Annotated in this window: 11 protein-coding genes; 7 read left to right on the forward strand and 4 right to left on the reverse strand. The window is 72.1% G+C overall.

Going from position 1 to position 13,288, the window contains the following annotated elements; genetic code table 11:
* Positions 1–5: 5 nt before the first annotated feature.
* Positions 6–386 carry a succinate dehydrogenase, cytochrome b556 subunit gene (gene sdhC, locus ACFZDA_RS21880; RefSeq protein WP_391083889.1) on the reverse strand — a complete coding sequence of 127 codons (381 nt, stop codon included), beginning with the start codon at positions 384–386 and terminating at the stop codon, positions 6–8.
* Positions 387–577: 191 nt separating this feature from the next.
* A complete protein-coding gene (locus ACFZDA_RS21885) occupies positions 578–1,072 on the reverse strand; it encodes a 2-oxo-4-hydroxy-4-carboxy-5-ureidoimidazoline decarboxylase (protein WP_391083892.1) in 495 nt (164 codons plus the stop codon).
* Between the two features lie 285 nt (positions 1,073–1,357).
* Between ACFZDA_RS21885 and ACFZDA_RS21890 the strand changes: the two genes are divergently transcribed.
* The 4 genes from ACFZDA_RS21890 (at position 1,358) to ACFZDA_RS21905 (ending at position 4,782) form a co-directional block, all read left to right on the forward strand.
* A complete protein-coding gene (locus ACFZDA_RS21890; protein ID WP_391084588.1) occupies positions 1,358–2,968 on the forward strand; it encodes a family 20 glycosylhydrolase in 1,611 nt (536 codons plus the stop codon).
* Positions 2,969–3,064: 96 nt separating this feature from the next.
* On the forward strand, positions 3,065–3,571 hold the full coding sequence (locus tag ACFZDA_RS21895) for a hypothetical protein (protein ID WP_391083894.1): 507 nt from the start codon (positions 3,065–3,067) through the stop codon (positions 3,569–3,571).
* Positions 3,572–3,678: 107 nt separating this feature from the next.
* Positions 3,679–4,233 carry a hypothetical protein gene (locus ACFZDA_RS21900; RefSeq protein ID WP_391083897.1) on the forward strand — a complete coding sequence of 185 codons (555 nt, stop codon included), beginning with the start codon at positions 3,679–3,681 and terminating at the stop codon, positions 4,231–4,233.
* A 153-nt stretch (positions 4,234–4,386) separates the two neighbouring features.
* The gene (locus ACFZDA_RS21905) at positions 4,387–4,782 is read left to right on the forward strand and encodes a hypothetical protein (protein WP_391083899.1); all 396 of its coding nucleotides are present in this window, start codon (positions 4,387–4,389) and stop codon (positions 4,780–4,782) included.
* A 2-nt stretch (positions 4,783–4,784) separates the two neighbouring features.
* On the opposite strand, the gene ACFZDA_RS21910 is transcribed toward ACFZDA_RS21905, so the two are convergent.
* Positions 4,785–5,963, reverse strand: coding sequence for an N-acetylmuramoyl-L-alanine amidase (locus tag ACFZDA_RS21910; RefSeq protein ID WP_391083902.1), 1,179 nt, complete (start codon positions 5,961–5,963; stop codon positions 4,785–4,787).
* A 116-nt stretch (positions 5,964–6,079) separates the two neighbouring features.
* Positions 6,080–8,707 carry an FG-GAP-like repeat-containing protein gene (locus ACFZDA_RS21915; RefSeq protein ID WP_391083904.1) on the reverse strand — a complete coding sequence of 876 codons (2,628 nt, stop codon included), beginning with the start codon at positions 8,705–8,707 and terminating at the stop codon, positions 6,080–6,082.
* Between the two features lie 194 nt (positions 8,708–8,901).
* Between ACFZDA_RS21915 and ACFZDA_RS21920 the strand changes: the two genes are divergently transcribed.
* The 3 genes from ACFZDA_RS21920 (at position 8,902) to ACFZDA_RS21930 (ending at position 13,287) form a co-directional block, all read left to right on the forward strand.
* Positions 8,902–9,519 carry a sigma-70 family RNA polymerase sigma factor gene (locus ACFZDA_RS21920; RefSeq protein ID WP_391083906.1) on the forward strand — a complete coding sequence of 206 codons (618 nt, stop codon included), beginning with the start codon at positions 8,902–8,904 and terminating at the stop codon, positions 9,517–9,519.
* Between the two features lie 171 nt (positions 9,520–9,690).
* Positions 9,691–10,692 (forward strand): hypothetical protein, encoded by a 1,002-nt coding sequence (locus ACFZDA_RS21925; RefSeq protein WP_391083909.1) that lies wholly within the window; start codon positions 9,691–9,693, stop codon positions 10,690–10,692.
* A gap of 357 nt (positions 10,693–11,049) precedes the next feature.
* Positions 11,050–13,287, forward strand: coding sequence for a glycoside hydrolase domain-containing protein (locus ACFZDA_RS21930; protein WP_391083912.1), 2,238 nt, complete (start codon positions 11,050–11,052; stop codon positions 13,285–13,287).
* The last annotated feature ends 1 nt before the right edge of the window (position 13,288 follow it).

A 13,288-nucleotide genomic window follows, 5' to 3' on the forward strand; every position in this document is an offset into this window, starting at 1 on the left:
TGGCGTCAGCTCCCGAACAGTTCACGAGCGGCGTGGCCGAGGACGGGGTAGACGGCCCCGAGCATCAGCACGACCCAGAGCGCGACGACGGTCCAGAGCATCTGCTTCTGGTAGCGCGCGCCCTTGGTCCAGAAGTCGACGGCGATGACGCGCAGACCGTTGAGCGCGTGGAAGAGGATGGCGGCGACGAGGCCGTACTCCAGCAGCGCGACGATCGGCGTCTTGTACGTGGCCACGACCTTGTCGTAGGCCTCGGGCGACACACGGACGAGTGCGGTGTCCAGCACGTGAACGAACAGGAAGAAGAAGATGAGGACGCCGGTGACTCGGTGAGCCACCCAGGACCACATTCCTTCCCGGCCGCGGTACAGCGTTCCAGCCGGCACGGAAGTTTCCTCCGGGAGCGGGGATTGGGGCCGCGCCGGCTTGGTGTGTCGGTCGGGCCCGGCCGGGTACGGTCCACCGGCCCCCAGCATCGTAGCGAGGCCCTGCCGCTGGGCTGAGCCGGGGTCTGGCTGTGTGATCAAACTGGCATGCGTACGGGCTAGCCTCGCGGCTTCTGGGGTGGGGTGTCCTGTTATCTGCCGGGCGCGGCGCCGTGGGGGCTGGTCGCGCAGTTCTCCGCGCCCCTGAGGGTGCTGACCAGCCGTGCCCTTGCCAGGCGGCGGAGTTCGTCCGCTACCACCATCCGTTCTTCCTCCGGATCGTTGGTCAATCGTGACCGGATGGCTTCCAGGAGGCGGTCCAGGGTCTCCGCCGGCGGCACATCAGCCAGGCAAATGACGAACACATGTCCGAAGCGGGCCTCGTAGGCGGCGTGGGCCGCGCTGAGGGCCGTGTGGGCCGCGGAGTAGGTGCCGGGTGGGAGGGGCGGCAGGGACTCGGCTGCCAGGGCCTCGGTCAGGTCGGGCCAGGTCAGGTCGTAGGCCGCCTCCTCCGCCGCGGCCAGCAGGGAGTCCAGGTCCGGATAGGGGCGGTGTTCCGCGACACGGCGGGACCAGCGGGGGCTGTGCAGGCAGGCGAGGAGCGTCTCCTCCAAGGCCTCGGCGGAGGCCGCGTTGAAGTGCTCCACCGGTATGGCGAGCCGGCCGGGGAGGTCTGGGAGACGGTGCGCAGGCAGCGTGGGTCCTCGTGGGCGTCACGTGTGTCGGCAGGGCATGTTGTGAGAGATGTGACGTCACGCTACCGAGTACGACCATGACGTGTCCGACGGATGCCCGAATTTCACCCCGGAGAAGAGAGATTCGGAACGTGTGGTGGACGCGCGTGAGGCGGCAGGGGGTCTTAGGTTGGCGAGGTGAGTCAGCACAGGCGCCGAGGTTCGGCGAAGCAGACGAAGCAAGCAAAGCAGCGGCAGGTGCTGGTCCTGGCCGCCGCCGTCGCCCTGGTCGTGATCGCGGCCGGGGTGAGTCTGGGGCTCTGGGCGGCCTCGGGCGGCGACAGCGGGACCACCGGGCCGCAGGCCAGACCCTCCCAGGGCCGGTCCGCGGGCGCCCCGCAGGGCACCTCGCCGGAGGGCGCCCCCAGTCCCAGCCGCTCCTACGCTCTGTCCGAGGCGCCGCGGACGATCCCCGCCGTACGCGAGCACACCGCGGCGCGCGGCCCGGGCTGGCGCCCCGCGAGCGGGGACCGCGTGGTCGTGGACGACCCCGCGCTGGCCGACGAGGGCCGGCTGATCGCCGGTGAGCTCGGGCTGACGTACGAGGGCGAGAAGGGCGACCGGCGCGCCGGGGACGTACGGCTGACGCTCGACGACGGCAAGAAGGCCAATCCCGAGTCGTACGTCATGACCGTGCGCGACGGGCGGGTGGAGATCAGCGGGCCCGCCGACGCGGGCGTCTTCTACGGCACCCGCACCCTCAAGCAGGAGGTGCGCGGCGGCGGCACGGCGCCCGAGGGCGTGGTGCGGGACGAGCCGGCCAAGCCGCAGCGCGGGTTCATGCTGGACATCGCACGCAAGAACTACACGGCCGGCTGGATCGAGGACCGGATCCGCGAACTGGGCGATCTGAAGTTCAACGAGCTCGGTCTGCACTTCTCCGACGACCAGGGGTTCCGGATCGAGTCCGACTCGCACCCGGAGATCGTGTCCCGGGAGCACCTGACCAAGGCGCAGGTGCGGAAGATCGTCGACCTGGCGCGGAGCCGGCACATCACCGTCGTGCCCGAGATCGACTCGCCCGGGCACCTCGGCGCGGTCCTCGCCGCCCACCCCGACCTCCAGCTGCGCACCGCGCGGGGGTCGGCGGTGCAGGGGGCCATCGACATCTCCAAGAGCGAGAGCGCCCAGATCGTCGACGACCTGCTGAACGAGTACGCGGAGCTGTTCCCGGGCGGGCCGTGGCACCTGGGCGGGGACGAGTACCAGGCACTGGTGCGCTCCGACCCGGAGGCGTCGTTCCCGCAGCTGGCCGCCGCCGCGCGGCAGAAGTACGGCTCCGGCGCGACGGTCGCCGACCTGGCCACCGGCTGGCTCAACGACCGGGCCGCCACCGTCCGCAAGCACCAGCGCGTCCCGCGCGCCTGGAACGACGGCTTCTTCAAGGACACCTCCGTCGCCGCCGACAAGGACATCCAGGTCGGCTACTGGACCGGCAAGGAGATCGGGGCCCGGCCGCCGGCGGCGTACCTGAGCGCGGGCCGGAAGGTGATCAACTACAACGACGAGTTCCTGTACTACGTGCTCGGCGAGCCGCAGACCTTCGTCTATCCGACGGGGCAGCGGATCTACGAGCAGTGGACGCCACGGGTGCTGCGCGACACGCAGGCCGTGCCGGAGCGCTACGACGGGCAGATCCTCGGCGGGGTCTTCGCCGTCTGGGGCGACGTCCCGAGCGCGCAGACGCAGGGCCAGGTGGCGGCCGGGATCCGGATGCCGCTGCGGGCGACCGTGCAGAAGCTGTGGGACCCGGGCCCGCCCGAACTGTCCTGGGCGCAGTTCCGGGCGCTCGCGGACAGGCTCGGCTGACCGCGGTCGAATTGGCCCGTACGGCTGCGAACTGCCGTACGAATGTGGTGGTCTTCTGACGCGAGCCGAATCGAATATGCCGGGGGGAACCGGAGCATGGGGTACTGGGGGTACTTCGTCGTGGGCCGTGGGGAGCGGCCGCTGGCGGAGCTGGACGCGCTGGCGGAGGTGACGGACGCAATGGTGCGGCGCGCCTTGGCGCCGGGCGGGTGGCAGGTCTGGGAGTACCCCAGCAGCGACGGCGACGTCGGGAACATGAACGCCCTCGCCCGGGAGACCGGGGCGCCCGCGCTCTTCGGGTACGTCATGAACAGCGAGGCCGTGGTGCTGGAGGCCGCCGCGCCGGAGAGCGGGACGTGGACGACCTGCCTCGCCCGGGCCGCCACGGCCGGGTACCTGAGGGCCGACCGGGAGGGCCTCACGCTGGAGGACTACTTCCTCGACCCCCGCGACGCCGCCGAGCACGCCGTCCGCTGGGCCGCCGAGGCCGGGCACGAAGTGAACGCCGACGCCCTTGTGGACGTACTCACCTCAGACCCCGATCCCCTGGCTGAAAACCTCTTCTTCCGCCTCCTCGACCGGCTGGGCGTCGTGCCCCTGTGACGTTCCGGGGCCGTCGCGCGCAGTAAGGGGAAGTGCGGGTTCCGTGAGGGGTCAGGGCTGGAAGCGGCCTGGTAGGGCCCCTGCAGGCCCGCGGAGGGAGGCGTGTGATGAGCCTGGTGGAGTTGATCGCACAGGCCGACGAACGCGGGCTGGCCGCGAGCGGGCTGGCCTGTCTTGATCGGTGCGTGCCCCTGCTGGGCGGCGACGACGAGATCCTGCGGCCGCTGTGGGCGAGCCTCAGCGACGGCGCCGGCAGCGGCGACTGGGGTGCGGGGCTGGAGCAGGCGCGGGGGAAGCTGGACGCCGCGGACACCGGGGACGAGGCGGTCGTGCTCGCCCACCGGATGCTGGAGGCCGCCCCCGCCGGGCGGTCCCCCGCCGGGGTACGGGTGTGGGCCGACGCCTGCTCCGTCGCCTCCCTCCAGATCCACCGCCTCCTCGACACCGCCGCGGACGACGCCTCGTCGGTCGCCGTGCGCCGCGAGGGCCGTACGGAGGGCATGTCGCCGCTCGTCGCCGCCGAGCTGCGCCGCCAGATCACCGTCCTGGAGGTCCTGGCCGGGCATGGACCGGCCGGGCTGCGGCGGGCGCTGGAGGTGTCGACCGAGGGGCGGCGGGTGCTGCGCGCGGTCGTCTCGCGCCGGAGCCGGCAACTGGGCTGAGAAGCCGGCCACCGGGCCTCCGACCGGCCCAAACCCCTTTTCCTGGAAGAGTCCTGTGACCGTCGTAGGGCCGAGGTGGGGCGGTCCTGCGCCGCTTCGGGGAAGTCGCCGATTTCGTGTGACGAAACGTCACACCGCGGCGCTTTCCGGGGTGTGACGACTCAAGCGGAAACCAGGCCCTCGGCCGCGGCGAAGCCGCTGCGGTGGGCGGCGGACACGGTGGCGACGATGCGCGAGGGAGCACGGCTGCACCTCGACTACTCGGCGCAGAGCCTGTGGAGCATCGACCGGATGATCGAAGGGATACGGCGGGAAGGAGCCCCGTACGCCGCCGTGCGGGAGGTGCTGCGCGGGTTCGGGGCCTACGCCGGTGAGGTGATGGCGCGTCAGACCGGGGCCGAGTGGTGGGCGACGGGCGGCGACCACTGGATCCGCACCCCCGACGGACGCCTCTGGGACCCCATCGACGAGGCCCGTCGCTGTTACGCCGGGCACGGCTCGCTGCGGCTGCTGTGCCGGGACGCGACGGCCGCCGCGCCCCGGCGGTAGCGTCAGCGCGCGAGCGCCGGCGTGGCGCCGTCCTCGATGACGGGAGCGGCCTGCGCGGCGGCCTGGGCGGCCTTCCCGGCGAGGGTGCGGATCTCGGGCAGGTCGTCGTAGAGATACTGGCCGGGGCACTCGGTCGGGTAGCCGTCGCGGTGGCCGGAGATGCGGTGCAGCGTGGCCGTCTGCCCCGCCTTGAACTTGCCGTTGTCGGCTCCGGCGGTCAGCACCGTCGTGCCGGTCGGGTCGATGCCGTACAGGCCGAGCTTCCAGGCCGCGATCTTGGCGACCGACTCGCGCACTGCGGAGTTCGCGGTCGTCTTGCCGTAGTCGCCGAGCACCGAGACGCTGCTGGTGGCGGTGTTGAAGCCGTAGGTGTGGGCGCCGAGGACGGGCTTGTCGATGCCGCCCGCACGGCCCTCGAAGACCGTGCCGCACTTGTCGACGAGGAAGTGGTAGCCGATGTCGTTCCAGCCGTTGCTGCGCACGTGGTAGAGGAACACGCCGCGCACGATCGACGCCGACTCGGCGCAGGTGTAGTCGTTGGTGCCCGCCGTGTGGTGGACGAACATCGCCTGGGTGTCGGCGGTGTAGGTGGGCGGGTCCTTCACCAGGGACTCGTCGGCGCCCCAGGCGGCGCGTGACGTCACCGCGGGACGCTCGGCGGCGGGCGCGCCGGCGGCCGGTTCGACGGCGTCGGGTTCGACGACCGCGCTGTCCACGGCGTCCGACCCGCCGTCCGGGTCGACCAGCTCGACGCGCAGCCCCTCCGGCAGCCCCTCGCCCGACACCCGCACCTCGACGCCGTCCGAAGGCCCGGTCCACAGCGGCTGGGTGCCGCCGCGGACTCCGGCGCGGTCGCGGTCGGGGCCGGTCTCGGGCGTCTGGACGTCGGTGTCGAGTGCCCGCCACGCGCCCCACTCGCCGCTCTCCCGGGAGCGGGTGCGCACCTGCGCGGTTCCGTCCAGGACCGCGTGCGGGTCGTCCCAGGTGACCCCGATCATGCTGAACGGCTCGGTGGTGCGCGGGGCGAGGGAGCGGACGTCCGGGTCGCCGTCCGGCACCCGGACGGTGTGCACGCCGTCGGAGGAGGAGGGGGCGGAGGACGTCCGGGCGGGCTGGGTCAGGCCGAGCGTGCCGGCGGCCAGGGCGGTGGCGACGGCGGTGTGCAGCAGGAGGCGTGTCATTCGCGGCTCGATTCCGGTCCTCTTGGTGGGCGATGGGGGAGTCCTTCCCCCGTCGCCCACCCGTCCGTTCGGGCTGCCGGAGAAATCCGGCGAACGGCCGAGGACCGGTCGAGTCGTCAGGGCGTCAGCGTCTGGCCCAGGCGGGCGTCCGTCGGGGTGCCCAGCGTGGACTTGCCGAACACGACGGAGTCGGCGTAGCCGAGGCCGGTGCTGTTGCTCGGCAGGTGCAGCAGGACGCCGTCGCCCCCGTCCTCGCCGTCGGCGCCGAACGTGAGGTCCGCCCGGCCGTAGCCGGACAGGTCCGTCAGCGACACCGACGAGCCGAAGCGGTCGCCGCTCTCCGTGGCGCCCGGGACGCCGGAGGTGTCCTGCGAGATCCCCACCGAGCCGGAGCCGGTCAGACCGGACGCGGTGCCCTTGACGAGGATCGCGTCGCCCGCGTCGGCGCGGTTGACGCCGTCCCGGGTCAGGTCCTCGCCCGGGGCGCCCGCGAGCACGTCGGCGTACCCGTCGGCGTTGTAGTCGCCGACCGAGACGGAGGTGCCGAGGGCGTCACCGGACTCGTTGCCGCCCGGCACGTACGCCGTGTCCTGGTGGATCACGGTCATGCCGGTGGTCGTGAAGCCCGTGGCCGTGCCCGGGACCAGGGTGATCTGGCCGCCGGACTTCCCGCCGGACTCGGACGCGACCGGCTGGCCGATGACGATGTCGTCGTAGCCGTTGCCGTTGACGTCACCGGCGGCCAGGGAGCGACCGCCCTTGACGGAGATGACGCCCACCTTGGACAGACCGGTCGCGGAACCCGCGAAGCGGACGACCCGGCCGATGCCGCCGGTGTCGCGGTAGTTCAGGGCGATGTCCGCGTAGCCGTCCCGGTTGAAGTCGCCGGTCGCGGCGTCGAGGTAGGAGACGGCGCCCGTGGCCGTGGTGAGCGTGCCGTACGCGGTGGCACCGCCGGTCAGCCGGGCGTTCCAGTTGCCGCCCTTGCCGGTGCCGGCGGAGAAGACGTCCGCCTTGCCGTCGCCGTTGAAGTCGCCGACGGCGACCGTGGAGCCGAGCCTGGCGCCCGTCGAGGTGACCCCGGACGTGGTGTACGAGAAGCCGGTGGCGAGGGCGGGTCCGTACATCACCGTCACCGCGCCGCGGTCGGCGTGGCCGCTGGTGTCGTCCTCGCCGGGTGCGCCGATCGCGAGGTCGGCGTAGCCGTCGCCGTTGACGTCGCCCCACGCGCTGGACGTGCCGAAGCCGTCACCGGACTCGTGGGAGCCGGGCACGCCCGGGCTGCTCTGGGAGAGCGTCACCCTGGCGGCGGTGACCGGGCCGTCGATGCCGCCCGGGACGACGGTGACGGTGCCACCGCCGCTCAGCGCCTTGGGCGTGCCCGCGACCAGGTCGGCGACGCCGTCCCGGTTGTAGTCGGAGGTGGCGAGGGCGTGCGAGATGCCCGGGGTCTTGGCGACCTGGGCGATCCGGGACAACTGGGAGTAGAGGTTCGCGCCGGGGCAGGCGGTGGCGTTGGTGTCCCGGTGGCCGAAGACCCGGGGCAGGGTGATCGAGACGCCCTGGTCGACCTTGTTGCCGTCCTGGCCGGCCGGGCTGCCGGAGGTGAGTGTCACCTTGCCGGTCGGGTCGATGCCGTACATGCCGAACTTCCAGGCCACGAGCCGGGAGATCGCGTCGAGCGCGGCGCGGCTCGGCCGGGCCTTCTCGAAGTTGCCGATGTAGGAGATGCCGACGGTGTCGGTGTTGAAGCCGATGTCGTGGGCGCCGGTGACCGGCAGGTCCATGCCGCCGCTGCGGCCCTCGAAGATCTGGCCGCACCTGTCGACGACGAAGTTGTAGCCGATGTCGTAGTAGCCGCGCGCGAAGTGCTCCTGCTGGATGGAGCGCATCCGGGCGCGGGACTGGGCGCAGGACAGGGTGTTGTCGCTGTCCATGCCGGTGTGGTGGACGACGGCGGCCTTGATCTCGGTGCCGTAGGCGGGCGTGCCGTCGTAGTCCGTGGAGGCGCCCCATTCGGCCTGCGTGATGATCGGCGGCTTGACGACCGTCGAGGGGCGGGGCGCGGGGACCGTGGGGGTCGGGGAGGGGGAGGCCGTCGGGGACGCGGACGTGGACGGGGACGCCGTGTCGGTGGGGGTACCGGTCGGCGTGGCCGTCTCCGTCGGGGTGGCCGTTTCGGCCGGGGTCTCGGTGGGAGGCGTCGTCGTCGGGGCGAGGGTCTCCTCGGCGTAGGCCGCGGGCCGGATGGCGCCCTTCGGGTCGGTGCCCGGGTCCAGGAGCTTCACGTCCATGCCGGCGGGCTGGCCGCCCGCCTCCGTGCCGTCCGCGTTCACGACACGCACCTCGACGCCGTCCGCGTCGCCGGTCCACAGGGACTCGGTGCCGCCGCGCAGGGCCCGCTCGCCCTCGGCGCCGTCGGCCTGGGGCGGGTCGGCCGCCAGCTTCTGCCAGCCGGACCAGCGCCGGCTCTCCAGATCCCTGGTCCGCACCTCGGCCGTGCCCCGGACCCGGGCGTCCGGGTCGTTCCAGGTCACCAGCACCGCGCTGAACCGGTCCGTGTCCTGCCTGGCCAGGCCCTTGCGCCCGGCGCCCTTGTCCTTGAGCCGCACGGTGTGGACGGCCGGCTCGCGGCTCTGGGACGCGCCGTCGGAACCGCCGGGCGGATCGGCCATCGCGTACGTGACGACCCCTGCTCCGCTCAGGACGACGGCGCCGACGGTCAGCCATGCCCGTCTCTTCATGCTCAGCGGTCTGTACGCGCGCGTGCTGCGAGAACTCAACTACCCCACCCCTGGAAATGGTCACATTCGCACCTGCTGTCACACAGCTGCCACTCACCCAGCGCACATCTGTGGCCAAACGTCACCTGTGACGTTTCTCCGCGGTACGGCGCTGATGATCGTGGAGGACAACCCGGTACGGACGAGGACGGTTCTTGGGCCAGCGAGAGGAACCCCGGCGCGCGCAGCCGCGCGACGGGGAACTGGGCGCGGCCGTCGCGCGGGCCCAGGACGGCGACGAGGCGGCCTTCGCGGTCGCCTACCGGATCGTGCAGCCCGGACTGCTCGGCTATCTGCGCGGACTGGTCGGGGACGAGGCGGAGGACGTGGCCTCCGACGCCTGGCTGGAGATCGCCCGGGACCTGGCGCGGTTCAAGGGCGACGGGGCAGGGTTTCGCGGCTGGACGGCGACCATCGCCCGGCACCGGGCGCTGGACCATCTGCGCCGCCGGCGCGTACGGCCGAGGGCGTCCGCGCTGGAGCAGGACGTCCTGGACCTGCCCGGGCCGCACAGCACCCACGACCAGGCGCTGGAGGCCATCTCCACCGAGCAGGCGCTGCGGCTGGTCCGGGGCCTGCCGCAGGACCAGGCCGAGGCCGTGCTGCTGCGGGTCGTGGTGGGGCTGGACGGGCCCGCCGCCGCCCGGGTCCTGGGCAAGCGGCCGGGCGCCGTACGGACGGCCGCCTACCGGGGTCTGAAGCGCCTGGCCACCCGGCTGGGCGCCGAAGGTGTGACGGATGAGGCTCCCCGGACGCTGGGGGAGTCGAGGTGAACGATGCCGACGGGCCGGGCACAGTCGCCGGGTTCGATGCCCTGAACAGGGCGGACGAGCGAGACGTATGGATCGGGCCCGGAACTCCGGGCCGGTCGGCCGGGCCGGCCGGGTCGCACGGACCCGGCGGGCGCCGCGGGACGCGTGGATCGAGCAGGGACGGAACAGGACATGGGTGAACAGCAGAACGGCGGCGGGTTTCCGGGCCGTCGGCGTGTACACCCTGGGGGCTCCGCCTACGACCACCGGGCGGCGCGGGACGCCGACGGCCGGCTGCCCGGCCACCGCGGGTCGGCCGGTCTCGACCACCCGGGCCTCGCTGCCCGGCACGTCCTCGACGAAGCGGAGCTCGAGGCGCTGCTCGTGGCCGCCCTGGTCCGGGACGGGATCGACGCCGAGGCCGAACAGCGGGCGGTGGCCGCGTTCGTGGCCGCCCGGGACGCCGGCGCGTACGGGGCCCGCACCCGCCGCCGCGACGACTGGCGGCCCCGGGAGCGGCGGTATCCGGGTCGCTCACTGAAGGCCACGCTCTCCGTGCTGCTCGCCAGTCTCACGCTGGGCGGGGTCGCGTTCGCGGCGATCGGCTCGGCGGGATCGACGGACGGCGCCGACGAGCGCGGTCGCCCGCCCGCCTCCACCCGCGCCCCCGGCGCCCCGGACGAGTCCGCCGGGACCCCGTCCGGTTCCGCGTCCGCGCGCCCGGACGGCCCGGCCGCCTCCCGGGACACCGAGGCCCACTGCCGTGCCTACGAGGAGGTCGACGGCCGGGGCGAGGCCCTGGGCGCGACGGCCTGGAAGCGCCTCGTCCAGGCCGCGGGCGGTGAGAGGAACGTCACGGCGTTCTGCGCGGAGCAACTGGCCCGGGCCGAGGCGAAGCCCGGCAGCACCGCCCGACCGGAGAAGGGCGACCCCGGTTCCGCCGGCGCCGGCAACGGCTCGGACAACGCGGACAACCGCGCGGGCAACGCGGACAGCGGCGCGGGCAACGCGGAGAACGGATCGGGCAACGCCGGCAGCGGCACCGGCAACGCGGACAGCGGCGCGGGCAACGTGGACAGCGGCGCGGGCAACGCGGAGAACGGATCGGGCGCCGCGCACAGCGGCGACGGCGCCGACGGCACCGCGTCCGGGGCCGAGGGCAAGCCCGCCCAGCCCAGTGACCGCCGTCCGTAGCAAACCGCGGGCATCCGCTCAAAAGTGACGGTCTACCACATTCCGCATCTGGTCGTGCAGTTGGGACGCACGAGCGGGTAAAAGGTTGTGTGCACGTTCGGCGTCACCTCGGGTACGGGTTCATCACAAAAGACCGCTGACCTGGCCCGGTCTGGGTGCTATTGCAGGGATCAGTCCAAGATCGTCTGATGCGTAGGCCATGAAATGGTCAAGTCAAAAGCTTCCTCACGGGCGTTGACCTCACCACGCATTCCCCTGTTCCCTGCGGACACCTCCGCCACCGGCCCGTGCCGCTCACCACCAAGTGCCGCCCGATACCAGGCGCGGCCCCCGCATCCCCTGCTGAGAGGGCACTTCATGGCCGACGAGATGGTGCGTCAAGCCCAGGTCTTCATCAACCGTACGTACGGCAGCCGCATCGGCATGACGGTCGAGGAGAACGGGCAGACCGGCTGGCCGACCATGTACGCCCTGACCCGCGCGCTCCAGTACGAGCTGGGCATCACCAGCCTGTCGAACAGCTTCGGCCCGGCCACCCTGGCGGCCATCGCGGAGAAGTACGGCAAGATCGACGCGTCCAACGTGCCGTCCGCGGACTTCTGCCGGATCCTCCAGTCCGCCCTGTACTGCAAGGGCTACGACGGCAGCGCCATCGACGGCACGTACAGCGCCCGTATGAAGCAGTCCGTCACCCAGCTCAACGCCGACATGGGGCTGAGCGCGGTCTATCCGGGCAGCGCGCTGTGGCCGAAGGTCATCAAGGGCCTGTTCAACATGGACGCGTACGTCACCGTCAGCGGCGGCTCCAGCGCGGTCCGTTCGGTGCAGCAGTGGCTCAACGGCAAGTACGTCCTGCGCAAGGACTTCTACGTCATCCCCTGCGACGGCCACCACTCGCGTGACGTCGCCAAGTCGATGCTCTTCGCCGTCCAGTACGAGATCGGGATGGCGGACGGGACCGCCAACGGTGTCTTCGGTCCCGGCACCCAGTCCGGCCTCAAGTCGCACACCCTGTCGGTCGGCAGCTCCGGCAACTGGGCACGGCTCTTCACCGGCGCGATGATCCTCAACCAGCGCTCGGTCGCCTTCGGTGACTTCACCAGCGCGGTCTCCACCGCCGTCCAGAGCTTCCAGTCCTTCGCGAAACTCCCGGTCACCGGCAAGGGCGACTTCTCCACCTGGGCCTCCCTCCTCGTCTCCTACGGTGACCAGAGCCGCAACGGCGAGGCCTGCGACGGCGTCACCAAGATCACTGACGCGCGGGCTGCCGCCCTCAAGGCGGCCGGCGTGAAGTACATAGGCCGCTACCTCACCAACCCCAGCGCCACCTCTCTCCCCGAGAAGGCCATCCAGCCCGGCGAGTTGGCCACCATCGCCGCGAACGGCCTGCGCTGCTTCCCGATCTACCAGACGTACGGCCGGGACGCCGACGGCTTCAACTACGCAGCCGGGCGGGCCGCCGGCCAGGCCGCCGCCAACGCCGCCCTCGACCACGGCTTCAAGTCCGGTACGCGGATCTTCTTCGCCGTCGACTTCGACGCGCTCGACCACGAGGTGACGTCGAACGTCCTGCCGCACTTCAAGGGCATCGTGGACGCGTTGGCCGCCGACGGCTCACGGTTCGAGGTCGGTGTGTACGGGCCGCGCAACGTCTGCACCCGGGTCGGGGAGGCCGGGCACTCCACCGCCTCGTTCGTCTCCGACATGTCCTCCGGCTTCTCCGGGAACTTCGGCTACCCGCTGCCCGCCGACTGGGCGTACGACCAGATCGTCACCCGCACCATCGGCTCCGGCACCGGCGCCATCGAGATCGACGTCAACATCGCCTCGGGCCGCGACACCGGCCAGAGTTCCTTCAACGCGCCCCGGCCGCCGCTCCCCGACGTCGGCTTCGACGGCTCCTTCCTCAACGCGCTGCACGACGACCTCAGCCGCTACATGCGCAGCATCGGCTTCGAGGACGACGGCGGCACCGGCGCCGACGCCCGCCTCTTCACGCACACCCAGTGCTTCGAGACGATCATGTCGCACGACGCGCAGACCACCCAGCTGTCCCGTACGTACAGCATGCGCAAGGCGATGATCCAGACCTCCGCGTACTGGGAGATGCGGCACTACGACCTGATCGACCAGGGCGTCGACCACCAGGTCGCCTCGTACCACCTCAACGGCATCGGCATCGTCAAGGACTCCTCGACGGGTATCGCGCAGATCAGCGGCGAGGTCGGCATCCGCGCCTGGAACCACTGCATCGACAAGGGCTTCGTCACCGGCACCCGCACCGACCCGACCAAGGACGCCGACATCTGGGCGATGTGGCAGAAGGTCAACAAGGACAACGCCTTCGCCATGCGGACCGTGCCGCTGATCCACCTGTGGGGCGTCGCGGGCAAGCCCGGCGGCAAGAACCCGCCGGCCGGCGAGACCACCCTGCGCGCCATGAGCCTGAACTACACCGAGGGCGAGATCTTCGAGATCATCCGCCGCTACCAGGGCTGGGGCGACCAGGCCGAGGCCGACGCCGCCAAGCGGATGGGGCTGTACCACATCTTCGAGAAGTACAACAACCTTGTCCGGCAGCTCGCCGCCGGGTGAG

The sequence above is a fragment of the Streptomyces sp. NPDC007991 genome (assembly GCF_042958445.1).
In the GTDB taxonomy this organism is placed as follows: domain Bacteria; phylum Actinomycetota; class Actinomycetes; order Streptomycetales; family Streptomycetaceae; genus Streptomyces.

What these genes read in the sequence shown, in the direction of transcription:
- ACFZDA_RS21930 (WP_391083912.1), top strand. Translation starts at nt 11,050, where the DNA reads ATGGCCGACGAGATGGTGCGTCAAGCCCAGGTCTTCATCAACCGTACG.
- ACFZDA_RS21900 (WP_391083897.1), top strand. Translation starts at nt 3,679, where the DNA reads ATGAGCCTGGTGGAGTTGATCGCACAGGCCGACGAACGCGGGCTGGCC.
- ACFZDA_RS21925 (WP_391083909.1), top strand. Translation starts at nt 9,691, where the DNA reads ATGGGTGAACAGCAGAACGGCGGCGGGTTTCCGGGCCGTCGGCGTGTA.
- ACFZDA_RS21895 (WP_391083894.1), top strand. Translation starts at nt 3,065, where the DNA reads ATGGGGTACTGGGGGTACTTCGTCGTGGGCCGTGGGGAGCGGCCGCTG.
- ACFZDA_RS21910 (WP_391083902.1), bottom strand. Translation starts at nt 5,963, where the DNA reads ATGACACGCCTCCTGCTGCACACCGCCGTCGCCACCGCCCTGGCCGCC.
- ACFZDA_RS21915 (WP_391083904.1), bottom strand. Translation starts at nt 8,707, where the DNA reads ATGAAGAGACGGGCATGGCTGACCGTCGGCGCCGTCGTCCTGAGCGGA.